Source organism: Spirosoma knui (assembly GCF_054780635.1).
Map to the genome: position 1 here is coordinate 88,901 of NZ_BAAGVY010000002.1, position 22,359 is coordinate 111,259.

General features: G+C 50.6%; 18 protein-coding genes. 7 read left to right on the forward strand and 11 right to left on the reverse strand.

Features of this window, described 5'->3' with window-relative positions; translation table 11 throughout:
- Window positions 1-18: 18 nt before the first annotated feature.
- The 3 genes from ACYVIY_RS05170 to ACYVIY_RS05180 form a co-directional block, all read right to left on the reverse strand.
- The gene (locus ACYVIY_RS05170; protein WP_460975229.1) at window positions 19-936 is read right to left on the reverse strand and encodes a helix-turn-helix domain-containing protein; all 918 of its coding nucleotides are present in this window, start codon (window positions 934-936) and stop codon (window positions 19-21) included.
- Window positions 937-945: 9 nt separating this feature from the next.
- Window positions 946-1,797 (reverse strand): SDR family NAD(P)-dependent oxidoreductase, encoded by an 852-nt coding sequence (locus tag ACYVIY_RS05175; RefSeq protein WP_460975230.1) that lies wholly within the window; start codon window positions 1,795-1,797, stop codon window positions 946-948.
- 407 nt (window positions 1,798-2,204) lie between these two features.
- Window positions 2,205-3,134, reverse strand: coding sequence for an alpha/beta hydrolase (locus tag ACYVIY_RS05180; RefSeq protein WP_460975231.1), 930 nt, complete (start codon window positions 3,132-3,134; stop codon window positions 2,205-2,207).
- Window positions 3,135-3,484: 350 nt separating this feature from the next.
- On the opposite strand from ACYVIY_RS05180, the gene ACYVIY_RS05185 reads away from it, so the two are divergent.
- The gene (locus ACYVIY_RS05185; RefSeq protein ID WP_460975232.1) at window positions 3,485-4,501 is read left to right on the forward strand and encodes an SDR family oxidoreductase; all 1,017 of its coding nucleotides are present in this window, start codon (window positions 3,485-3,487) and stop codon (window positions 4,499-4,501) included.
- Window positions 4,502-4,599: 98 nt separating this feature from the next.
- Here the strand turns inward: ACYVIY_RS05185 and ACYVIY_RS05190 are convergent, their stop codons facing one another.
- Window positions 4,600-5,382: a phytanoyl-CoA dioxygenase family protein gene (locus ACYVIY_RS05190; protein ID WP_460975233.1), complete on the reverse strand. Its 783-nt coding sequence runs from the start codon at window positions 5,380-5,382 to the stop codon at window positions 4,600-4,602.
- Window positions 5,383-5,887: 505 nt separating this feature from the next.
- Here ACYVIY_RS05190 and ACYVIY_RS05195 point away from each other — a divergent pair.
- From ACYVIY_RS05195 to ACYVIY_RS05215, 5 genes are all read left to right on the forward strand, one after another.
- On the forward strand, window positions 5,888-6,598 hold the full coding sequence (locus tag ACYVIY_RS05195) for a TerC family protein (RefSeq protein ID WP_460975234.1): 711 nt from the start codon (window positions 5,888-5,890) through the stop codon (window positions 6,596-6,598).
- A 114-nt stretch (window positions 6,599-6,712) separates the two neighbouring features.
- The gene (locus tag ACYVIY_RS05200) at window positions 6,713-7,408 is read left to right on the forward strand and encodes a response regulator transcription factor (protein WP_460975235.1); all 696 of its coding nucleotides are present in this window, start codon (window positions 6,713-6,715) and stop codon (window positions 7,406-7,408) included.
- The gene (locus ACYVIY_RS05205) at window positions 7,405-8,766 is read left to right on the forward strand and encodes a HAMP domain-containing sensor histidine kinase (protein WP_460975236.1); all 1,362 of its coding nucleotides are present in this window, start codon (window positions 7,405-7,407) and stop codon (window positions 8,764-8,766) included. The genes ACYVIY_RS05200 and ACYVIY_RS05205 overlap by 4 nt, the downstream gene beginning before the upstream one ends.
- A 286-nt stretch (window positions 8,767-9,052) precedes the next feature.
- Complete coding sequence (locus tag ACYVIY_RS05210; protein WP_460975237.1) at window positions 9,053-9,442, forward strand: hypothetical protein; 390 nt, start codon at window positions 9,053-9,055, stop codon at window positions 9,440-9,442.
- A 174-nt stretch (window positions 9,443-9,616) separates the two neighbouring features.
- Window positions 9,617-10,255, forward strand: a complete 639-nt coding sequence (locus ACYVIY_RS05215) for a carbonic anhydrase (protein WP_460975238.1) — start codon at window positions 9,617-9,619, stop codon at window positions 10,253-10,255.
- Between the two features lie 251 nt (window positions 10,256-10,506).
- Here the strand turns inward: ACYVIY_RS05215 and ACYVIY_RS05220 are convergent, their stop codons facing one another.
- The 6 genes from ACYVIY_RS05220 to ACYVIY_RS05245 form a co-directional block, all read right to left on the reverse strand.
- The gene (locus ACYVIY_RS05220; RefSeq protein ID WP_460975239.1) at window positions 10,507-15,384 is read right to left on the reverse strand and encodes a glycoside hydrolase family 9 protein; all 4,878 of its coding nucleotides are present in this window, start codon (window positions 15,382-15,384) and stop codon (window positions 10,507-10,509) included.
- Window positions 15,385-15,860: 476 nt separating this feature from the next.
- Entirely contained in the window at window positions 15,861-16,598 is a 738-nt protein-coding gene (locus ACYVIY_RS05225; RefSeq protein ID WP_460975240.1) for an SDR family oxidoreductase, read from the reverse strand.
- A gap of 69 nt (window positions 16,599-16,667) precedes the next feature.
- Entirely contained in the window at window positions 16,668-17,558 is an 891-nt protein-coding gene (locus ACYVIY_RS05230) for an AraC family transcriptional regulator (protein WP_460975241.1), read from the reverse strand.
- Window positions 17,559-18,005: 447 nt separating this feature from the next.
- A complete protein-coding gene (locus tag ACYVIY_RS05235) occupies window positions 18,006-18,161 on the reverse strand; it encodes a hypothetical protein (protein WP_460975242.1) in 156 nt (51 codons plus the stop codon).
- Between the two features lie 95 nt (window positions 18,162-18,256).
- Complete coding sequence (locus ACYVIY_RS05240) at window positions 18,257-18,700, reverse strand: DUF6508 domain-containing protein (protein WP_460975243.1); 444 nt, start codon at window positions 18,698-18,700, stop codon at window positions 18,257-18,259.
- A gap of 269 nt (window positions 18,701-18,969) precedes the next feature.
- Window positions 18,970-19,254, reverse strand: a complete 285-nt coding sequence (locus tag ACYVIY_RS05245; RefSeq protein ID WP_460975244.1) for a hypothetical protein — start codon at window positions 19,252-19,254, stop codon at window positions 18,970-18,972.
- Between the two features lie 237 nt (window positions 19,255-19,491).
- Between ACYVIY_RS05245 and ACYVIY_RS05250 the strand changes: the two genes are divergently transcribed.
- Window positions 19,492-21,981: a TonB-dependent receptor gene (locus tag ACYVIY_RS05250; RefSeq protein WP_460975245.1), complete on the forward strand. Its 2,490-nt coding sequence runs from the start codon at window positions 19,492-19,494 to the stop codon at window positions 21,979-21,981.
- Window positions 21,982-22,000: 19 nt separating this feature from the next.
- On the opposite strand, the gene ACYVIY_RS05255 is transcribed toward ACYVIY_RS05250, so the two are convergent.
- Window positions 22,001-22,243, reverse strand: a complete 243-nt coding sequence (locus ACYVIY_RS05255) for a FixH family protein (protein WP_460975246.1) — start codon at window positions 22,241-22,243, stop codon at window positions 22,001-22,003.
- Window positions 22,244-22,359 lie beyond the last annotated feature (116 nt).

A 22,359-nucleotide genomic window follows, 5' to 3' on the forward strand; every position in this document is an offset into this window, starting at 1 on the left:
TGCGCTTACGGACTTCGGCTAGTTGAATGATTGCCTAAATTCCAAAGGTGATTGTTTGGTCTTCGTCTTAAACAATTTGCTAAACGATTGCGAATGTTCAAAGCCAAGTCCGTAAGCGATTTCGCTTATAGAAAATTCTGTCGTGGATAGTTTTTCTTTAGCTTTTTCTATCAACTTGTTGTGAATGTGTTGCTGTGTGTTTTGTCCTGTCAGTACGTTGAGTAAGCCGCGTAAATAATTGGGTGAAATGTTTAGTGCTTCTGAAATGTATTGAACTGTCGGCAGACCCTTCGTTGTCAACTCTTCATTATTAAAATAATCTGTCAATAATTTGTCTAAGCGGTTCAATAACTGAGTATTAGTCTTTTCTCTTGTGATAAACTGTCGATTGTAAAAGCGTTCAGCATAACTCAATAAGTTTTCAAGGTGTGTGATGATGATTTGTTTGCTAAATTTATCAATGTTTGAACGATATTCTTGTTTTATATTTTCAACAATATTGCCGAGTATTATTTCTTCTTTTTCCGATAAAAACAAGGCTTCGTTTACGGAATAGTCAAAATATTCGTATTTTTTAATGTTCTTTAAAAGCGATGTGTTCCAAAGAAAATCGGGGTGTATAAGCAGTACCCAACCTAATGGTCTTTCGGTATATGCTTCTACGTTAATACCTAAAATCTGGTTAGGTGACATGAAAAACAGCGTCCCTTCACTAAAATCATAATCATTTTGTCCGTATTTATACGTTGCGTTAAGCACCCGTTTCATCGAGATAAAATAAAAACCAAAAATGACACTTAGTTCGTTTGCACTTGGCAGAATAGTTATGTCATCCATATTTACAACGCTGACAAGCGGATGTTCTGGCTTAGGCAAACCTCTTAACTTGTGGAATTCGCTGATTGTTTCTATTCGAATAGGTTTTGTAATTGTCATAACAAAAAGTTAGTTTTTTAATACGAGTTGCTCGCTTAATAACCATAATTCTCTACCTATTGATTGATCAAAATTATCCCGAAGTTCAACGATGTTATTTTTCTCGTCAAAGAATTTTCCGTTAGTGAGTTTTGCATTTTCCTTTGTTGCAACATATACACCGCTTTCGCAGGTTTCGGGTGCATTTCTAACGTCAGATGAGAATGAAAACATTAGTTTGAGCCACAAAGGGGCAGTAGACTTTCCGAGGTTTGATTTTACGAAGCCGGGGTGAAAAAGCATAGAGCTTGCCGAAGTGCTTTGCAATCTGTCGGCTAACTCAAAGCCGAAGAAAATCCTTGCGAACATTGCCAGACTAATTGCTTTCAGCCCGCTATATGATTTTGTGAGCTGTAAATTACTCAAATCAATTTTTGGCTTTTTCAAAAAACGGGGTGCACCAGCAACCGTTACAATTCGAGCTTCATCAGTTGTTTTTAATAAACCAAGTAAACTGTTTGTAAGCGCAAAATGGCCTAGGTAATTTATGGCAAGTGATTTGTCAATTCCTTCGCTTGTAATTTCTTTTTTGAAATACCACGCACCTGCCGCATTTACCAAGCCATGCAGTTGGTTGTGTTGTTGCTTAAATTGTGTACTTAGTTGTTCAACTGATTTCAGTAAACTTAAATCGGCTGTGAGAAAAGAAACATTTTTGTTGGCTGAATTTTCCGAAATTTCTTTTACGGTTTGCTGTCCGTTTGAATCATTACGACTAACGATTACAACATTTGCACCTGTCTTTGCTATGCCTGTTGCAATGGCTTTTCCAACGCCCGATGTGCCACCCGTCACTAAATAGGTTTTGTCTTTAAATTCCATTTTCTTATTTTTTGCTGAGGCAAAATTCCTCAACATTCAGAAAACAGGTGTAATCAAAACGCCTTTTGTTGTAGTCAAAACTTAAGTTGTGTTGTTATTTGAGGGGTAGGTAGGCTTCGGTTTCAAATCTTTAGTGTAGTCGGCTTTCTTCTATGTCAGTTGGTTAGTTGTATGCCTGCCGGTTAGGACCGCTCTGCCATTGATACTAACGGCCACGGCTTGGCGATGTGGCGGTATTAAAAAAACGTCTGCCGATAACCGCCCCTGAATAAAGTTACAAACGTTCATTGTTAATTTTGCTGCCGATTAGTATTACGTCGGCTGGAACTGAACCCGATTAGCGAATAAAAAGTTGAGCATATATTCGTCCCCCTGCTATATTGCCAAACCGCCTGTTAGCGGTAGCTTTATTTGTCAGTTTTTTCAATGCAATATTTGTATGTTTCAACAATAGCATTTCCTACAAGTTCAGGATCTTGGTAGTGTATGCCGTGACTATAATTGGGTAATAAAACTATTTTGCTGTTATGATTATTTCTAATTAAGTCTGTGTAATGCTGAATGCGAAAATTATCATATTCTTTCCACCATGGAATTATGTTGATACCTAATTTCAATTTCTTGTTCATTTCAATTTCATATGGCTCAACAGGCTTGGCATAAGAAATAATTACAGTGATCGGTATGTCTTTAAGTGATACTAATTGTTGATATTCCTTAAAAAAAGTTGGAGTACTTGCATAAAGCTCTCTTTTAACTTCATTCCTAATGCCAATTGGAATAGATGTATCATTTGCCATTGTTTTTAAATTTATTGTCCAAATGTCTCTATACCCTGTCAAACTTTTAGATACTTTTTTGGCATACTCGTCCTCTTTTTTTGTTAACATATAATCGGTTGGGTCAATAAAAACAAGACCACTTACTTCGTTTGGATATTTTGAAGCAAACAGTCTAATAAAAGGTCCACCAATAGAATGTCCCACTAACAAATATGGGGCTTTGATATTTAAGGTTGTTAATAACTTGTGAAGTCTTTCAACTACCTGATTATCGTTCTTAATAGTAGTGTCTATTTCAGATTGCCCTAAGCCATTTCGGTCATATTCAATACAAGCGGCATTAGTAGGCAGATATTGATAAATTTGGTTAAACCCACCGCCACCAATGCCGTTTTCAAATACAATAATTGGTTCATTGACTTTCCTTGTGTCAAGCCTAAATGCTCTGTAAGAAACTTTTACATTGTCAATGACAACCAGTTTATTTTCGACTGTCTGTGATAAAGCTATTTGTGTCCAACAAAAGCAAATCGTTATTAGAGTCTGTATTTTCATTTTACTATCATTATGGATGCTGTAAAAAATTACTGCTAACTCGCAAATAGACGAAACTTTATTGCGTCAATACAACTCGAGAAGCTGTACTAGTGCAATATACCTGTTTTAGGTGATGATGTAGAGAACTGTAATCAGTGGCTTGCCCTACCCTCTTTATCCTGCAAGGGATGGCTCTTGGGCTCACTCGCTGCGGCACGTAGCGGAGGACCCCAATGCCGCAGGTAGAGGCTTCCAAATTAAATATTCAGACAAATCTAACCATAGTCTGTAACACGTAGTTAGTCGTATATTTATAGAGAAAGTAGAATACTTCTCGACAAACGTATACTCAACGACAGAATACAACTATGATGAATGAGAACCAACTCAACAGACGCCAGGTCATTGGCGGCATTGGTAGCGGCTTAGCAGCTACCGTATTGGCTCCTCCGGTATTTGCCGGTTCGGAAACGGCGGTGCCGAACCCAAACGCGTCAGCCCCGGCACCGCTTGTCGACCCAACCAAGAAGTTTCCTAAGCCGCCGTTTAATACGCCCATGCAACCCTGGCCGGGTCTGGCGAGCAAAATGAACCCGCGTCCCGATCATGGGGAGACCAGTTACAAAGGGTCGGGCCGGTTGCAGGGCCGTAAAGCCTTGATTACCGGTGGTGATTCGGGTATGGGCCGGGCCGCGGCTATTGCCTACGCCCGCGAAGGAGCCGACGTAGCGATCAACTACTTGCCCGCTGAGGAGCCCGATGCTAAAGAGGTCATTGACCTGATCAAGAAAGAAGGCCGGAAGGCGATTGCGATTCCCGGCGATCTCCGCGACGAAGCGTTCTGTAAGCGACTGGTTGATGAAGCGGTGAAAGGACTGGGAGGGCTGGACATTCTGGTCAATAATGCAGCCCGGCAGCAGCAACGCGAGTCTCTTATGGACCTTACGTCGGAGGATTTTGACGCAACGATGAAGACCAACATCTACGCGCCCTTCTGGGTTACCAAAGCCGCTCTGCCGCACATGCCACCTGGCTCAGCGATCATTAGTACGACCTCCGAGCAGGCCTACGACCCCTCAGCCAATTTGTTTGACTACGCACAGACGAAAGCCGCTAATATGAACTTCGTGAAGTCGCTCGCCAAACAGCTCGGTCCGAAAGGAATTCGGGTGAACGGTGTAGCGCCGGGGCCAATCTGGACACCTCTACAACCGAGCGGAGGGGCTACGGCGGAGAAACTGAAGAACTTCGGTGGCGACACGCCCCTGGGCCGTCCCGGGCAACCCGTTGAGCTGGCTTCAATCTATGTTCAGTTAGCCGCTAACGATGGTAGTTACGCCACAGGGCAAGTGTATGGAGCCGCTGGTGGCGGTGGGCAGCCTTAGGCGCTTTTACTGAGCGTAAACGATACGATTGCTAACGCCTAGCCCCGTCGTTACAGGGCTAGGCGTTAGTATTTTCTTCAAAACTCGTATTAAACCCGCTAACTCCGTATTCCTAACCGGATGGCCGCTTCTACCGGTGTGTAGTCAGTCGCTTTATCCGCAATAGTCAACTCATTCCGGAGCAGGAGGGGGGGCTGGGCTAAGAACCGGGGTTCGGTGCCTAGATGCGCTTGCGCGGCATGAACCAGAAACGGGTGACACAGATAGACCGTGCCCGCTTTGCCGGTGGCTAGCGTTACGTTACGTGCCGGTAAGTCGTCCAGCTTAGCGGCTAGTTCCATAAATGAAAGTCCTTCTTCGCCCGCGGTTTTCAGGAGAGCGGCAACATCCAGATGGGAGCCGATCCGAAGGCGGGTGGGTGCATCCTGTTCGCTGATGTCCGAAAACAAAAACAGCATCAGCAGGGCCCTACTTTTCGACCGAACATTGATACGCCAACTAAATAAGTCGGCTGGGTCGTCACCCGGAAAACCAGCATCGACATGCCAGCCCGCATCGCCGGAATCTTCCGTCGACGGAAAACGAACCGGGAACGTCCCCATGCTACGTAACGGCAGCCATTCTCCCGGCCCGACCAACTGATCGAAGGCCCAGTGCAACTCCGGCGTATTGGCTACCTGGATAAAAGGGTCCTGTGTGTACATGCCAAGCCATACTACGGGCTGTGTCCACGTACTGGGATCGTCTGGTACGCCTGGTATATCACGCCAAAGCAGGGTACGTACTGCCAGAGCCTCTTCGGACGAAAAAGCGTTATCGATGCGAACAAAGCCACTACGTATGAATTGTTCGATTTGGTCATGGGTCAAATCTTCCTGCATAGAAAACAAAGTTTAGAAGCTGTTTTAAGTGTGTCGCTTTGGCCGGCTGGAGCCACGGCTTATCAGCTCAAACTGCTTTTGGAAAAGAAAACGAATTGTCTATACAGGCCACACAAGGGTACGTTATCGCGACGGATCACGTACTAACATCAACTGGTAACCTTACGTAAAGACAATAGGAAAACGGGCCTTCGAAAAGGCTGACTGTCAGAGCGACATCGGAGAGGAAAATTTATAACATGGGTGCCATCCTCATACGGCAAATATAGAAAAATCCGGGAAATGACAGCGACCGGACCACCTGGACTAGTAGCGCCGAAGAAGCCATATACAACCGCCACGCCGTGGCGTTTCGCGCCTGGAGAGAGGTCTCAATCCGTATGTAATTGGGCCGCAATGGTGGTGGTACGTTGATCCCGTTCTTAAACACACCGCGCCTGATGCTGGTTAGACTGGCAGGGACTATCGGTTATTATCAAGTCCTGACTAAACCGATCAATGACAAATGGAATTTGCCGATAACCTGGTACCCTTGTTAACGCTGATTGTGCTGGAGATAATTCTGGGCATTGATAACATTATTTTTATCTCGATTCTGGCCGATAAGCTACCCGTTGACCAGCGGGACAAGTTGCGCTACTGGGGTATTGGTCTGGCCATGGTCATGCGGCTTGGGCTTCTGGCACTGATTGCCTGGATCATGAAACTTGACCAAACGCTGTTTACGGTGTTCAATATTGCGATTAGCGGTAAGGGCCTGATTCTGATAGCGGGAGGCTTGTTCTTAATCTATAAAAGCACTGCTGAAATTTATCATAAAGCGGAGATTGGCGACGAAGCTAACGCGCCGGACACGACTAAGTCTACATTTCGCGACTTGCTGATTCAGGTGTTGGTACTGGATATGGTGTTCTCAATCGATTCCATTATCACCGCCGTCGGGATGGTCGATGAGCTTTGGGTTATGTACACCGCCGTCATCGTTACGGTAGGCATCATGCTGCTGGCGTCTAAGCCAATTGCTTCCTTTATCAGTCAGCACCCTTCGTTCAAGATTCTGGCTTTGTGTTTTTTGCTAATTATCGGCATGTCGCTGGTGGCCGAAGGACTGCACTTTGAAATTCCCAAAGGCTACATCTATTTTTCGATGGCCTTTGCGTTTCTGGTCGATATTATTCAGATGAAGACTGTTCGTCCGACTCAACCAAATAAATGACGCCAGATCTGCATTAAATAGCCGTCGATACGTGGTGATCAGGCCCTTTCAGCCTATTTTTGAGGGTATCCGGAATTGGCAAAGACTGTTTCGGGATGACCCACGTGTAACTGTATGACGACTGGTTCCAACGCAAACCTGCTTCTGGTGGAAGATGAGCCCAAAGTGGCAACGTTTATCAAGAAAGGATTACAAACCCAGGCGTACTCGGTAGCGCTTGCCCTGACAGGGGAGGAGGCCAAACAGTTTCTCGACGCTACGCCGTATGATCTGATCATTCTGGATGTGAACCTGCCGGATGTGAGCGGACTTGACCTGGCTCAATACATCCGCCGTCAGAATCCTCACGTACCCATTCTGATGCTAACTGCGCTGGGCACGACGGCCGATAAACTGCTCGGATTTGAGGCCGGAGCCGACGATTACCTGGTAAAACCCTTTGATTTTCTGGAACTGCTGGCCCGCGTAAAAGCCCTGCTCCGTCGGTCGGGAAATGGGGAGGAACCTGACAGGATGCTGCGCGTGTCTGATCTGGAACTTGATCTGCATGAGCGCGTTGCCCGTCGGCGGGGGCAGACCATTGAGCTGACGGCCCGTGAGTTCGCTCTGCTCGAATACCTGATGCGTAACGCCGGACGGGTTGTTTCTAGGGTAGACATCGCCGAACAGGTCTGGGATATTGGCTTCGATACGGGCACCAACGTTATTGACGTGTACGTCAGTTACCTGCGCGCTAAAATTGACAAAGATTCACCCGTCAAGCTCATTCATACGCTGATTGGCATGGGCTACGTACTGAAAGAAAAATGAGCCTTCGCAGTCGCCTGACCCTGTTGTTTACGGCCCTCGTTTCGGTGCTGCTGGCCTTGTTCTGTCTGCTCCTGTTTCTGGTCGCCAAGCAATACCTGACCCGGCAATTTCAGAACCGGCTGCGCTCCGAAGCGTTGACGGCAGGGCACCTGCTGATCGGTGAGGAACGGATTGGGCCGACGCTCTACAAGCTGCTGGACAAGAATCAACTGACGGTATTGCCGCAGGAGGAAATTATTATTTACAATTCAAAAAACAGGCTAGTGTACGAAAGTGGCACTGACTACCAGACCATTACCCCCGAAACCTTACACCGCATTCGGCGGCAGGGTGAGCTGTACTGGCGGGAGGCAAACCGCGAGATTTTAGGTGTTCTGTTTGCCGAAACCGGCGAGCCGTTCGTGATTATTGCGTCGGGAGTTGATACGTATGGCGTTCGGACCCGGTTGAATCTGGCGCAACTCCTGGGCATTGGCTGGCTGCTGATGACGGGGCTAATCCTGGCGGCCGGTCGTTTTTTTGCGGGACGAACGCTGCAGCCCATCAATCAGATTAACCAGCAGATCGACACCATTACGGCCTCAAATCTGTCGCTGCGCTTACCCGAGGGCGCGAAGGCCGATGAGTTTACCCAACTGGCCGGGCGGTTCAATCAGATGCTGAATCGGCTGGAAGAAGCGTTTCGCCTACAGCGCTCGTTCGTCTCGCATGCTTCCCACGAGCTACGTACCCCACTAACGGCCATTACGGGCCAACTGGAAGTGTCGCTGCTGGCCGACGATGAACCCGAAGAGCTTAGGGCCACCCTTCGTTCCGTACTGGATGATGTACGGGGCCTGAATCGGATGGCCAACGGGTTACTGGCCCTGGCCAGCGCCAGCATGGATTCATCCGCCGTACCGATGGGGCCAGTTCAAACAGATAGCCTACTTCGACAGATCAAGGCCGAGCTTGAGCGCTTACAGCCGACCTACACGGTTCATCTGACAATCGCCCAGCCGGCGGGACCGAACGCGAACTGGCAAATTACCGGCAGCGAAGCCTTGTTACGTACCGCTCTGTTTAACCTGCTGGAAAACGGCGGTAAGTTCTCGCCCGATCATACCGTTACGGTGCATCTGTCCGGTCAGAAACGCACGCTGCAACTGACTGTGCAGAACACCGGCCCTACGATTGCCGCCGATCAGTTGTCAACGATTTTTATGCCGTTTCAGCGGGGGCGCAATGCGGATGGGCACCCCGGACATGGCATCGGTCTTTCGCTGACGGAACGTATCGTTCGACTGCATCAGGGAGAAATCCGGGCCGAGTCTTCGGTTGAGGCTGGTACTACGTTTACGGTTACCTTACCCCGCTGACGCACCAATTGCCGGGTTGCGTTTTTTGACTCTATGTTACGTGAATGATGAATCGCTGATTGACGGTTAGTCTTTTGTTTGTAATTCCCGTCAGACAAGCATTTATCCTTCGTTTACCAGTGGGTAAATCTGGCTTTTCGGGGGCTCCTTTATCATTTCTAATCCCGTTCTAATGTTGCTCTAACACGAGCTTAACCCCGGTATCCGACCTTTGTAATGTCAATCAGCAAGTGAGTGCAGATCAGCTCATTTCGGGTTGATTGACCTTGAAAACGATACGATACCTATGAAAACATACCTGTTAGTTTTAGCCTTTGTAAGCCTTTCTGTCCTGACTGCTTCGGCCCAGGACGATCAGAAATTGAGGAACGACCGTACGTACTCGACGCACAATTACAAGCATCCTAACAAAGCTGCTACTGCCCGTCAGTGGGAAAACCAAAAAGGCGTAGCGGTTCGCGCGCCGGGTTATAGCCAGGGCCAAGTAGCCAACTATAAACGCCAGGTGCCCAATGCCGTGCCGACGGGTGGCATCGAGGTAAACCATACTCCGGAGCAGGACGTAACGCTGCGGAATTATAAAATGCAGCGGGTAAGTTTGCCCAAGTCGACCACTCCGCCAGCTTCGGAGGGTACTGATCAGACACCGGGTCAGCCGACTGCAGAAGGTAACTAAACGAAGGTTCCGACCGGACCTTCGCAATTCTTACAAGATTCTTGTTTCTGGTGGTTCCGTACGAACAAGGGGAGGATGCCTGCGAGTCAATGACTTCACACGTGTCAGCCCCTGTTCGGCTTTAAACCCATTCAACTTGCTACATATTAACGTCCTTAAACCTTACTAACCCCAGTGATTGATTCGTATCAGGCGATATTTGTTAACAATAAGAAATGGGTTGAAGAAAAAAATGGCCAAGTACCTGCCTTTTTTTCTGAACTCGCAGCGGGTCAGAAGCCCAAGTTTTTGTGGATTGGCTGCGCGGATAGTCGGGTGCCCGCCAATCTGGTAACCGGAACTGAACCGGGCGATCTGTTCGTGCATCGGAACATTGCCAACATGGTCGTTCATACCGACCTGAGTATGCTGAGTGTTCTGGAGTATGCGGTCAACGTATTAGGCGTTCAGCACGTTATTGTTTGTGGCCATTATGGCTGCGGGGGCGTAGCGGCCGCTATGGGTAACCAGCCGGTGGGATTGATCGACAACTGGCTGCGTAGCATTAAAGATGTGTATCGCCTGCATCAGGACGAACTGACTGCGATTGACGACGATCAGCAGCGACTCAATCGGTTCGTGGAGTTGAACGTAGCGGAGCAGGTACACCGGCTGAGCGCCACCACAATCGTTCAGAATGCCTGGCATAATAGGAAGTCGCTTCAGCTTCATGGTCTGGTCTATGACCTCAAAACGGGCTTGTTAACCGATTTACAGGTTAGTACCGACAATGCCGAAATGGTTCATGATGTCTACCGGCTTATTCCCGCGTGACCTGAAATAGTAAAGACCTGATCAATAGATCAGGATACACACCTAATTAGACAAAGGCGTTCATCCGGCTGAGCTAAACTCCAGTCGGATGAACGCCTTTGTGATGTTTACCGAACTAGACCTTGTTAAGTCCGTTTCAATCTGACGTCAACGCAGAGCCCTCCTGCTCCGCGAGTATGAACCGCAAAACAGAAGGGCTTGCCAGATGTGAACCACCTGTGTAATTCAGGTTAACTCACAAACAGAGGACGTTACTTGACCAGTACGAGCCGTTGCACGAGTCGTTTCGTAGCCGTTTGCCACTGCACCAGATACGTGCCCGATGGCTGACCGCTCAAATCGAGCGTAAACTCGTTGCGGCCGGGCTGTGCCGATGCGGCCTGAGTCGTAACCGCTGCGCCGTGTAAATTCAGTACCGATAACGTACCAGTTTGTGATTCGTTCGTCAATACCTGCACTCGTACCGGGCCATCCGCCGGGTTCGGGCTGACGGTCATGCGGCCTTCGGCCGGAAACTCCGCTACGGCAGCTGCAGCACGCGCTGCGCCGTTGGGTGTTTCGATGCGGACGTTGTCGAGATAGACTGGATTTGGCCCGAAAGTTGGCATGTTCAACACGATGCGTTTGATGCGCGTCGGGTTGCCCAGTTGCGGCATCGTTAGCGTCACTTCCTGCCACACATTCGGCGTGGGCGTCAGCGTTACGGTCGTACCGGCCTGACTATCGTTTTCGCCGTAGGTCGTTACCGTCAGCGTTTTGTTGGTCGTCGCATACAACCAGAACCGTACGGTCGATTGTGCCGTAACGGGCAGGGCTGTCTTGCGGAAAATAGACCAGGCACCCCAACCGTCGAAGGTCAGCGCGGCTGATTTCTGACCTGCCTTCACCGGGTTGGTATTGGCGTAGTTGGTCACAAGACCCCACGACCAGTCGTCCCAGCCGGGGTTGAACCCTTCGTCGTAAATCATCTCGACGGTCGAGGAATTGGGGCAGAACGTAGTGGTCGCGCTCACCGGAACGCTCGTCACCAGTTCAGTACCCTGGGCGTTGTTGGCGCGCACGACAAAGCTGTACCCCGTGCCACAAGTCAGCCCCGATACGTCCAGCGACGTACCCGATACGCTGCCGTTGAGCAAAGTGCCATTCTGGTACACGGCATAGCTGGCGACGTTGTCGACCGCCGGAGTCGTCCAGTTCAGCCGCAGACCCGTAGTCGCTACGTTGCTGACGGTTACGTTAAACGAGCCTTCAAAGCGGACGTTATCGACGTAAATCAGGTTTGCGCCCGACCCTTGCGACTGAATCGTCAGGCGCTTGATCTTCGCCGGGTTACCGAGCTGCGGCATCGTCACAACTACTTCCTGCCAGGTGTTTGGCGTAGGCTGGAACGACACGTACGGGCTTACCCCACTCTCGTTTTCCGAGCTGGTGCAAACGCCGATGGTCTTGTTGGTCGTGGCGTAAATCCAGAAGCGAACGGTCGTTTGTGGCGTTGTGATAAAGTGGCTGTTGCGTGTAATGGCCCAGCCGCCCCAACCGTCGGTATACTGGATGGACAGCGATTTTTGTCCGACTTTCACCGGGTTCGTTGCGGCATAGTTAGTGGTTACCGACCAGCCCCACTCTTTCCAGTTTGCGTTCAACGCTTCGTCGTAAATCATATCGCTTCCCGAAGGCGGACAGGCCGATGTCGTTACGTTCACCGGGGCGCTCTGGGCTGACTTGTTGCCCGTCGCGTCTTTCGCCAGCACGGTGAAGGTGTACACCGTACCGCAAACCAGATCCGTTACGTTCAGTGATGTGCCCGTTACGTTGCCATTCAGCAGCGTGCCGTTCCGATACACCTCATAGGCGGTTACACCCACGTTATCGGTTGAAGCAGTCCAGGTCAGCGTTGCACCGGAAGCCGTTACGTTGCTGGCGGCTAATGCGGTCAGAACACTCGGTGCCTGGCTGTCGGCGCAGACGGAGGTCGTTACGCTGAGTGCGCTGCTCTGGGCTGATTTATGGCCAGCCCCGTCTTTCGCCAGTACTGTATACGTATAGGCGGTGTTGCAGGTCAGGCCCGTTACGTTCAGCGACGTACCCGTTACGTTGCTGTTCAGCAGCGTGCCGTTCTGATATACTTCGTAACCCGTCACGCCGACGTTATCCGTAGCTGCTGTCCAACTCAACGTGAAACCAGTGGCCGTTACGTTGCTGCTGGCCAGATTGGTAGGAACGCTGGGCGCCTGGTTGTCCGTGCAGGGGGCGCTCATGACGTACACCGTGTTGCTATTGGGCGATACGTTACCAGCGGCATCTTTGGCTCGCACGGTGAAATTGTACGAGCTGTTGCAGGTCAGGCCTGTAACATCCAGCGACGTACCCGATACGGTGCTATTTATTACCGTATTGCCCTGTAGAACTTCATAAGCCGTTACGCCGATGTTATCGCTCGAAGCCGTCCAGTTCAGCCGCAGGCTGGTAGCCGTTACGTTGCTGGTCGAGAGGTTGGTCGGGGTCGTCGGCGGTTGCGTGTCGGTGGTGGCATCACCCGCTACCAGACGAACATCGTCGAGGTAGAAGGTTTGCGGGCCACCCGATCCATCAGTGAACGAAATGCGCTGAACTTGCGCTGGGTTACCCCATTCGCTCCACGGAATCCGGACAAGCGTCCAGGTGTTCGGTTCGGCCGTGATGCGGTAGAAATCCGTCGTTGGACCGGTGTCTATCTGACTCATCGTGACCCGTACCGGCTTGTCAGAACCGTAGAACCAGAATTGCAGACCACCGGGGTAATTAGCCGTGTTCAGCACCTCGCTGTTCCGCAGGCTCAGGGCTCCCCAGGCGACCGTTGGGTCCACCCGTATTGACCGCTCTCCCATTTTAACGGGACTGGTATTGGCAAAATTCTGGGTGCTGTTCCACGACCAGTTCGAGAACGTACTGCGCAGCGCGTCGCCGTAGATGATGTAATCATTCGGGCTGGGGGCGGGCGTGTTCACTGTCACTGCGTTGCTGGGGTTCGAGCGATTGGCCGAGAAGTCGATGGCCCGGATCGTGAACTCATAGCTGTTGCTGGGCGACAGCGTTTCGATGGTAATAAACGTCTGGGGCGTTTCGGCGATTTTGGTGCCGTTCTGGTACACCTCGTAGGCCGTTACCGCCCGGTTGTCGGTCGAGCCCGTCCACGCCAGCTTCACCGAGTACGGCGACACACTAGAAGCGACCAGGTTAACCGGTGCTGTCGGCGCTTCGGTATCGGTTGGGTCCGAGGTAGGCGTCATCAGGCGACTCAGCAGACTGATATACGGGGCCTGGTTGTAGATGGCGACCTCCGTAAAAATCCACGAGTTTTCGGGGAAACCAGTGTTCCAGTCCTTGTATCGTTTCTGAAGCGGTTCGTTACGGATATACCCCTGCGTGCCGTCGTACTGATCCATGTTGTTAGGACCACCCGTCAGGTAACCCGGCGCGGGGCCTTTGGGCGAGGTCAGGGCGTTGTCCCAGGCAGTACCATCGGCAAACCAGGTGTGGTAAATCTCGTTCTGCGCGTTCTCGGCCCCGTAGGCATACATGTTCGACAGCATCACCTTCCCCTGCGCGTTCACCCCGTGGAACCAGTGAAGATACTGCTCGGCTACTTCGCGGTACAGCGCTTTGTTGCCCGTGTTTACGTTGAAATCTACGAAGTCCATGTTGGCTACGCCCGCGTTGCCGCGCACCTGGTTGCTGCCCCAGTGGTACTGCGCATCGGCCATGTGTGCCCGATAGAGGTCGGTTTTGGCGTTGTAGTCGTTGATCGACAGCACACTGTTCTGCTGGCTTTTCAGACTCCGGATGCGCGACGCGACCGACGGGGTAGCGGCCGGGTTAGCGGCATATCGCAATAGTGCCGTGTGAACGTGCATCAGGTAGGGGCCCCACCACTCGTTGGCAATCGGCTGAATCTGGTTGTACTGCGCATCCACAAATGCCTTGTATTCCGCCTTGCCGGTCGCTTCGAACAGATAAATAGCTGCGACCACCGCCGACTGCCGCTGAATATCGGCGGGCTTGTCGGCATCCCCCGACTTAATGTTACCGTCGTCGCAGCTCGTCTGGAACGCAGTAAAATTGCTGGTCGTCGTTCTGGCGCGGGCGAAGGCCTGCTCGGCGCGGGCGATCATGTCCTGCGCGTAGGCGTTCAGAGCCGGAATGGTTTTGTAGACGGCCCCCGCTGCGGCAAACATAGCCGCGCCCGACAGGGTAGACGACGTACATTCGGGCAGGTAGTGCCGTGGCCGAGTGTCGGCGCTGGGCGGGTTGGTTTCGTTGTAATTGTCAACGCCCACTTTCAGCAGCAAACCACCCGTGCCCGTCGCGTCCTGCATCCGGCGCATGAAGTCAAGCTCCCATTTTACCTCGTCCAGAATATCCGGTATGCCGTTGCCCGATTCAGGAATGTTGAAATTATCGCTGAATACCGACGGGTTGAGCCGATACGATTCCAGCAGTAGAACCACCGGCTCCTCGGCAAAGGTCACGTACTTGTTCATGTCGCCGGCATCCATCCAGCCGCCGTGCAGATCTTTGGCGGTACTCATGTCACCCTTGGCGTAGCGGCTGGTAGCTTGCCGGTCCTGCCCGGTACCTTCGTGCGTGGCTGCATCGGCCCACTTCGCATCGGTAAACGGGGGCTGTTTGGCGAAGTTGATACGCTGGTAGAAATACGTGCGTACGGCAGCCTTCAACACCTCATTATACACATTGTCACCGATGTCGAAGCGGTACGAGCCGACGTTATTTCCCACGTCGAAGACGTAGTACGAACCAGGGGCGTTGACCGTAGAGAAGTCAAACCACCAGCCCTTGTCGCCCGATGACGCCTGCGTAACACCGTTACCCCAGGTTTGCAGGGTGCCGGTAAACACAACGGCATCGTCGGACCATCGGCGTACCTGATACTGGTTCGCACCAGTACTGGCGTTGAACGGCTGACCTGCATCGGAGCCAACCTGCGGACTAACAATCACCGCGACTTTGCGGGAGTTTTGTAAATACCCGAACTGATCGACCCGAATACGATCGGTCGTGCCGGGTGGTGCAGCCAGGCTGCGATACGTGGTCAGTAACCAGACCAGAACCCATAAAATTGGTTGTTTCATAAAAATTCGCCCGCTCCCCTACGGGTAGTTTATGTGATGGATGCTTTTCGGGGAATAAAAGCAGGGGCAAACCTATTGTGCCTGTCCTGCTTAAAAATTCGATACAGCGGTGAACCGTCTGAAACGTTACCCCAATTGATAGAAAGAATACCTGAGCAGAAAATGAACGTTGGTAACCTATTAGTTTACGCATTTGGTAAATTGAATCGCTTGTAATAGCAGGACGATTACAGAAAAAGACCACCGCCTACGACAAAGCCGATGCTTCATCGTAGGCGGTGGTCAGTTAGTGCGTACCGAAAAGTATTTGCTGGGGAGAGAGGTTGGCTCTATATTTATTTGAGCCAGAAGAGCCGCTTTTGTCATCCCGACCAAAGGAGGGATGACAAAAGATACCGAGGTATAAGTCTAGTTTTAATTGTGTTATTTCAAAACTTGAAACTCACTCAAATCACACGAAGCAAGTTTCTCATTGATCACCACGGGCTGATTCCGGTGTCAGGAGCATTATCATCACTGAAAAATTGACCCGTTGGGCCATCCGGGCCTAACGTAGCCGCTTTAACTAACCGGGCTGCGGCATCGGGTACCGTACCGGGACCACTATGGTGATTGAAATCGGTAGCCGTATAGCCCGGATCAACGGCATTCACTTTAAACGCGGTATCGCGCAAGTCATACGCCAGCATAATCGTATACGCATTCAGAGCTGCTTTCGACGAAGCGTAGCATGAGGCCTTAACCGCGTAATACTTCCAGTTAGGATCAGTATGCAGGGTGAGCGAGCCTAATCCCGACGTAACGTTGACAATTCTGGGTTCTATAGCTTGCTTCAGCAGATCAATGAACGCCTGCGTCACTTCGATTACCCCGAAGAAGTTGGTTTCAAATACCTGCCGGAATACGCTGATATCGGTTTCCAGGGATGGCTGCGGCAACTCACCGCTGATACCTGCATTGTTGATTAACACATCAAGTGTGCTCGTTTTCTGGCCGAGCGTCTCCCGAGCAGTCTGTATCGACGCAACATTGTCAACGTCAATCACGATCGGCTCTACGTTGTCGAACCCTTCTGACTTCAGCTGGTCTACCGCCTGCTGGCCTTTTTGCGCATCGCGGCTGCCCAGATATACGTAATAGCCCTGTTGTAATAACTGCCTGGCCGTTTCAAAGCCTATGCTTTTGTTTGCTCCGGTTATGAGTACTGTTTTCATTGTATAAAATTGTTTGACAGTACAAAAGTACCGGGCTCTGAGCGCCCGGCTGGAACACATCCATCGGTATTACTGGTACATTTTGCGGATATTGGTTCGGTACTCAGCCGGAGTTACGCCGGTTTCGCGTTTAAAAAAGCGGTTGAAGTAGGAAGCCTCCGAAAAGCCGAGGTCAAAGGCGATCTCCTTTAGCGAATGTTGGGTATGGAACAACAGACGCCGGGCTTCCAGCACCAATCGCTCATGGATGTGCGTAATGGCCGGTTTGCCGCTCTGGGCCTTTACCCCCTCGCTCAGATACCCCGCCGATACGTTGAGCAATGAAGCGTACTCACTCACCTGGTGCAGTTCGCGATAGTGCTCGTCGATTTCGGTCTGATATTTTCTGAGCAGAAGCTTGTCGGTCGAAAAGGGCTGGCTTTCCAACTGTTCTGAATAAAGTCGGCTCAGGTACGTGAGCAACACCGTCAGGTAGGCAGTCAGCATGCGTTGCTGCCACTCGCCGGGACGGTTGTACTCGGCATAGATTTTTTCCAGTATATCCTCTGTAAAGGCCACATCAACCTCCGAAATCCGCAACTCGTGAGCGTTTTGTGGATTTCGGATCAACGGCAGTGCGCTCAGTGAAGCGTTTTCCTGCAAGGCCAGAAACTCGTTTGTAAACGCCATAGCCGTGCCCCATAGCGGTTCCGGCTCTTCTTTGACGACGAGCTGATTGGGTACAGAGAAATGAAACGTATTGTCTTTGATTACGTAGGGCCTCATGTCCACCCAATGACGGCTGCTGCCCCGCCGGATGAAAACAAGTAGAAAATAATCCTTGCGGTGCGGAATCAGCAGATCGGACTGGTGCGTCAACATCCCCTCAAACCGAACCATACTGAATAATTTACCGCCCAGAATTGGATCATCCTCTAATCTGTAGATCGGTACCGGCTGGTCAATTGTCAGAACATTCATGCCCTGAAACTACACTTTTTTCAGCTAGGTGTTCTTGATAGGCCTGTTTATATAATCTACCGCCATGAAGAGTCAGTGATAAGCGAGTTCGTTGATTTGACGCGCATTGTTGCAACCTTTTTTATTCTCGTTTGGATATACTGTCAAATTGTTTTCGGTATGAGCTTCCTGTCATGCGAAGGGAATCGATCAGAGCCTTATTATTACCGATTAACGCGACGGCCAAGCAAGACGTAAATTCCTCCTATCAGGCAACACAACAAGCCTATACCCTTGAACAGACTTCCCCAGCCAATGACGTAGTATGTGTCATAAAGCTGAATGTCAAAAGCCGCCGGTCCAACTAAAAAAGCGGCTACTAATAAAAGTAAGCCAAATCCTAAAATTATCCGTTTGGTATTCATCGCTAATCTGTCTATGGCGGTTGGCCTGTCGAACCCTACGTGCCTAACCCTGTTTTATATACGGCGCTTTGAGTGTCGCATACAACTCAAAATCGCTCTGTCGAACTGTGCAGCCTGTCGCACACGCTCCTACCATCACGCTACTTTCCAGCATGCTGGCCGGAACATCCAACACCGACAGTAGCTGATAGGGAGTCATTCACTTGACTGAATAAACGTGCTTTAACCTTTATATACCTGCTGGGTAGAGTCGTTGGTTTAACGTATTGCCGCGCGACCCGACCAGCGCTGTTCTTAAAGTTGAATAGCCCGCTCTCTATTATACTTCATTGCTTTAATAATTTTTAGCATGTTCCCATTTGCGAACATGCTAACCAGATACCCATCGCTGAATCGGTCAGCCCGAATAATTACCGTGAGGAGCTTGCAGAGCGTTTCAATAGGTAAGTTGTTATAATCAGTGCTGTTGTCGTCTAGCAAACTCTTTCCTTCTTGCCAAGAAGCCCAGTTGTACACGGGCACTATATCCAAATCATTTACAGCATGGAAGAACTTGTCTACTATGTTCGTAGAACTCCAGTAAGGCATTGTAATAGAACCATCAGGAAGTGCATCTCCGCCCTTAATTTCACCAAACTTTTCGGTTGATTCGATTTCGGGTATCAATTCGAATAACTTATTCCAATCGGTGGGTGTAATACTTTTCAAGTGTTCGGGTAACTGTTCAAGTTCTGTCATTAAGTTAATCCTACGTTGTTTTGCTCAATAGTATACTTTGTCAACTTAATCTGAAATATAGTTACTACGCGCTGGTCATGTGAGTAGATGGTAGCACGCTCACCCGTTAGAGATCTGACCTGTGATGACTGAGGTAGATTGCGAGCCATCTTGTAACGAGATGCGAACGAGCTCGCGCGAATGGATGGTCTTGTCAGACGGATAGATGGGAGCAGGGGTGTTCCTGTGAACGATGTTAACGATCCGGTTTCAGCTAGTTCCGCACTGACTTAGGGCTGCTTGTTAGTGCTGTATAAGATGTGCTCCCATTCGCCTTGTAAACGTTCGATGGGTTCTTTGATCGGCTGGCCGTCGAAGGCTTCTGACGGTAGATTTATCCAACTGGTGGCACCTTGTGTCGTATACCGGTACTGGATCTGCAGCAGTTGCCAGCCTTCATTAATCAGCGACGTAATGGCCTCAAAACCAGATTGAAGGTCTTCAACGGGTGTGCCATACATACATTCCTGGTATTTCGACTCGGGGTCAAGGCAGGAGAACTGGAGGACAATCATAAACCGGTTCTGTTAGTTACAGGAGAAGTAAGTAACACACAAGTTACTTATTTACAAAGCGTTATCATAAATAACGTAGTGTGTGGTCGGGAAATTAATTATTCGGTAGAACGATTTCCGTATACGTCGTACTAACGGCATAAGTCAATTCTTAACGGAAGTGCTACATAGCCTGTGGCTGTGCGTTTTCCCAGATTTTCGCTTAAACTTGTCACCAGCTTTTTCTGCACGCCCATAATGGTTACGACTTTCGCTTCGTCACGGTCCCGTTTGACGATTCTGTTTTTTGCCGGGTTCCTTGTTCTCTCTACGGCGGTTAGCGCCCAGATCAGCCAGAAGCTGCGGGGGCGGGTCGTTGACAAAGAGTCTAAATTCCCGTTGGTTGGCGTTACCGTGCAGGTCCCTGATGTCGCGAAAGGAACGCTGACTGATACGGCGGGCGTGTTTCGCCTGACCGGAATTCCGGTAGGGCGACATTCCCTGAACGTAACGCTGGTCGGTTACAAGGCCGTTTTGCTGAATGATATTGTCGTGGATGCTGGTCGCGAAAAAATCATAGACCTTGAACTCGAGGAAGACATTCAGCAACTCGCTGCGGTATCGGTGCAGGCGCAACGTACCGGCGAAGCGCGGAATGAGATGGCGGTGGTGTCGGCCCGCCAGTTCTCGGTCGAGGAGACCAATCGCTACGCGGGTAGTCGGGGTGAGCCGGCTCGCATGGCGTCTAACTTCGCGGGCGTACAGGGGGCCGACGACTCCCGCAACGATATTGTGATTCGGGGGAATTCACCTCAGGGGGTTTTGTGGCGGGTTGATGGCGTAAGTATTCCCAATCCGAATCACTTTGCCATTGCCGGTACGTCGGGCGGGCCGGTCAGCATCATCAACAACCGCTACCTGGCTAATTCCGACTTTTTTACGGGGGCGTTTCCGGCTGAGTTCGGCAATACCGTTGCGGGCGTTTTTGACCTGAAGCTGCGGAACGGCAACAACGAGCGCCACGAAAAGATGCTGCAATTTGGCTTTCTGGGAACCGAGGCTATGGTGGAAGGGCCGCTCTCCAGACAGTCGAAATCGTCATATCTGGCTACGTATCGGTACGCCAATCTGGGGTTGTTTAATAAGCTGGGCATCGACATTGGCACGCAGGCCGTACCAACGTATCAGGATGGCTTCGTTCGACTCAACTTTCCACTCAAGGGACGTAACGGTGAGCCGGGTGGTAACCTGTCGCTATGGGCGTTCGGGGGAACCAGTACCGTGAATATCCTTATCAGTCAGCAGGAAGTGAAAGACCGGAACATATTCGGACAGAACGACCGCGATCAATATTACACCTCGCGCATGGGCGTAGCGGGATTGACCTATGCCCGGCCGTTGACCAAACAAACGTTCTGGCAGGCTACGCTGGCCGTTTCCGGGAATGCTCAGGTGGCTAACCATGACTACCTGTTCATGCGAAAAGATGGCAGCAATAACCCAATCGTTCTGAACAGCCGCTACGTAGTTGATTCACTACGTCCTGTACTGGACTATCGGTTTTCAGAGGTCAAAACGTCGTTGTCCACGTTTGTCAACCACAAGATCAGCGGTCGGGCTACGATCAAAGCCGGACTCAACTTCGATGTATACCACTACCGGGCGTTCGACAGTGTACGAACGTTTATAGACCTCCGTTCGACCCAGTTTACGTCCTGGCGCATGCGCTGGAACACAAGTGAGGTCTTTGCGCTGGCTCAGCCCTACGTCAGCTACCGCAACCGGCTGACGGAAAACCTGACGCTAACGGCCGGGCTGAATGCGCTGTGGTTTACCGTAAACAGCAAGAGCATATCGCCCATTGAACCGCGCCTTGGACTAAGCTGGGACTTGCCTAACCGCCAGAAAATTAGCCTGGCCGCGGGGTTACACAGCCAGATTCAACCCATCTATACCTACTTCTATGGGGACGATTTGCGGGGGCAAAACCGCGTTGATCAGCAGGTGAACCGCAACATGGGTTTGACAAAGAGCTGGCACTACGTAGCGGGTTATCAGCGACTGCTCGGAACCAACCTGCGGTTGCTGATCGAGGCTTATTACCAGCGGTTGTTTAACGTACCGGTCGAGGTGCAGCGGTCGTCGTTTTCGATGCTGAACAGCGGAGCGGCTTTCGTCCGGATTTTCCCCGGACCGGTTATGAACACCGGAACAGGCCGGAATTATGGGCTGGAGTTAACCCTCGAGAAGTTTTTCAGTAATCACTACTATTTCCTGATTACCGGTTCGCTCTTCGATGCGAAGTATAAAGGTTCGGACGGGGTTCTGCGCAATACCGATTTCAACGGACGATACGCCTTTAACGCGTTGATGGCCCGTGAGTTCGTCTTTCGCCGGTCGTCGTTGAATCTGGGTGCCAAGTTCACCACCACGGGCGGACGCTGGTACGGTCCGGTCGATGAACAGGCGTCGCGATCGAACCAGGAAATTATCTACCAGAGTGAAGGACGTAACACGCTTCAGTTCGATGCCTACAAGCGGTTTGATATCAAGATCGACTACAAAATCAATCGGGGTACGGCTGACCGGCGGGGACTGACCCACACCATTTCGGTCGATTTTGTGAATGTATTGGGTGTGAAAAACATTCTGTCGCTGAGTTACGCGCCCCAGCCCGACGGTAGCTTCATCAAGCAGGAATACCAACTGGGCTTTTTGCCGGTCTTTTTATACCGCATCGACTTCTAGGCCGGTCTGAGCGAGCTTGTCAAACAAAAATGTCCTGCTCGTCGTGGTACTGTTGCTGCCCCGTCGACCAGTTGAGTCGTGCCCGCCAGCGGCCTTTCGACAGCCGGGCCGTGGAAACAACATAGCGTGACGCCTGACCCGGCGTTATGGGGACGCGAATATCGTCGAGCGAATCGGGGGTTCGGGTGAAGGTTAATTCGGCCTTTAAGAACGTAGATGGTAATACGAAGGCCACGGATTGGGTAGCAGGTTCGAACATCATGGTGAAACGAGGGATGGCTGAAGGCGATTTATCCGCTGCTGAATGACGAAACAAAGGTGGACAGGTGAGGGCATCGGTAACATGATTCTCGTTAGGCTACCGCCTGATAAAGTTTA

What these genes read in the sequence shown, in the direction of transcription:
- ACYVIY_RS05240 (WP_460975243.1), bottom strand. Translation starts at nt 18,700, where the DNA reads ATGACAGAACTTGAACAGTTACCCGAACACTTGAAAAGTATTACACCC.
- ACYVIY_RS05255 (WP_460975246.1), bottom strand. Translation starts at nt 22,243, where the DNA reads ATGATGTTCGAACCTGCTACCCAATCCGTGGCCTTCGTATTACCATCT.
- ACYVIY_RS05220 (WP_460975239.1), bottom strand. Translation starts at nt 15,384, where the DNA reads ATGAAACAACCAATTTTATGGGTTCTGGTCTGGTTACTGACCACGTAT.
- ACYVIY_RS05170 (WP_460975229.1), bottom strand. Translation starts at nt 936, where the DNA reads ATGACAATTACAAAACCTATTCGAATAGAAACAATCAGCGAATTCCAC.
- ACYVIY_RS05205 (WP_460975236.1), top strand. Translation starts at nt 7,405, where the DNA reads ATGAGCCTTCGCAGTCGCCTGACCCTGTTGTTTACGGCCCTCGTTTCG.
- ACYVIY_RS05200 (WP_460975235.1), top strand. Translation starts at nt 6,713, where the DNA reads ATGACGACTGGTTCCAACGCAAACCTGCTTCTGGTGGAAGATGAGCCC.
- ACYVIY_RS05250 (WP_460975245.1), top strand. Translation starts at nt 19,492, where the DNA reads ATGGTTACGACTTTCGCTTCGTCACGGTCCCGTTTGACGATTCTGTTT.
- ACYVIY_RS05180 (WP_460975231.1), bottom strand. Translation starts at nt 3,134, where the DNA reads ATGAAAATACAGACTCTAATAACGATTTGCTTTTGTTGGACACAAATA.
- ACYVIY_RS05235 (WP_460975242.1), bottom strand. Translation starts at nt 18,161, where the DNA reads ATGACTCCCTATCAGCTACTGTCGGTGTTGGATGTTCCGGCCAGCATG.
- ACYVIY_RS05175 (WP_460975230.1), bottom strand. Translation starts at nt 1,797, where the DNA reads ATGGAATTTAAAGACAAAACCTATTTAGTGACGGGTGGCACATCGGGC.
- ACYVIY_RS05185 (WP_460975232.1), top strand. Translation starts at nt 3,485, where the DNA reads ATGATGAATGAGAACCAACTCAACAGACGCCAGGTCATTGGCGGCATT.
- ACYVIY_RS05245 (WP_460975244.1), bottom strand. Translation starts at nt 19,254, where the DNA reads ATGATTGTCCTCCAGTTCTCCTGCCTTGACCCCGAGTCGAAATACCAG.
- ACYVIY_RS05190 (WP_460975233.1), bottom strand. Translation starts at nt 5,382, where the DNA reads ATGCAGGAAGATTTGACCCATGACCAAATCGAACAATTCATACGTAGT.
- ACYVIY_RS05195 (WP_460975234.1), top strand. Translation starts at nt 5,888, where the DNA reads ATGGAATTTGCCGATAACCTGGTACCCTTGTTAACGCTGATTGTGCTG.
- ACYVIY_RS05230 (WP_460975241.1), bottom strand. Translation starts at nt 17,558, where the DNA reads ATGAATGTTCTGACAATTGACCAGCCGGTACCGATCTACAGATTAGAG.
- ACYVIY_RS05210 (WP_460975237.1), top strand. Translation starts at nt 9,053, where the DNA reads ATGAAAACATACCTGTTAGTTTTAGCCTTTGTAAGCCTTTCTGTCCTG.
- ACYVIY_RS05225 (WP_460975240.1), bottom strand. Translation starts at nt 16,598, where the DNA reads ATGAAAACAGTACTCATAACCGGAGCAAACAAAAGCATAGGCTTTGAA.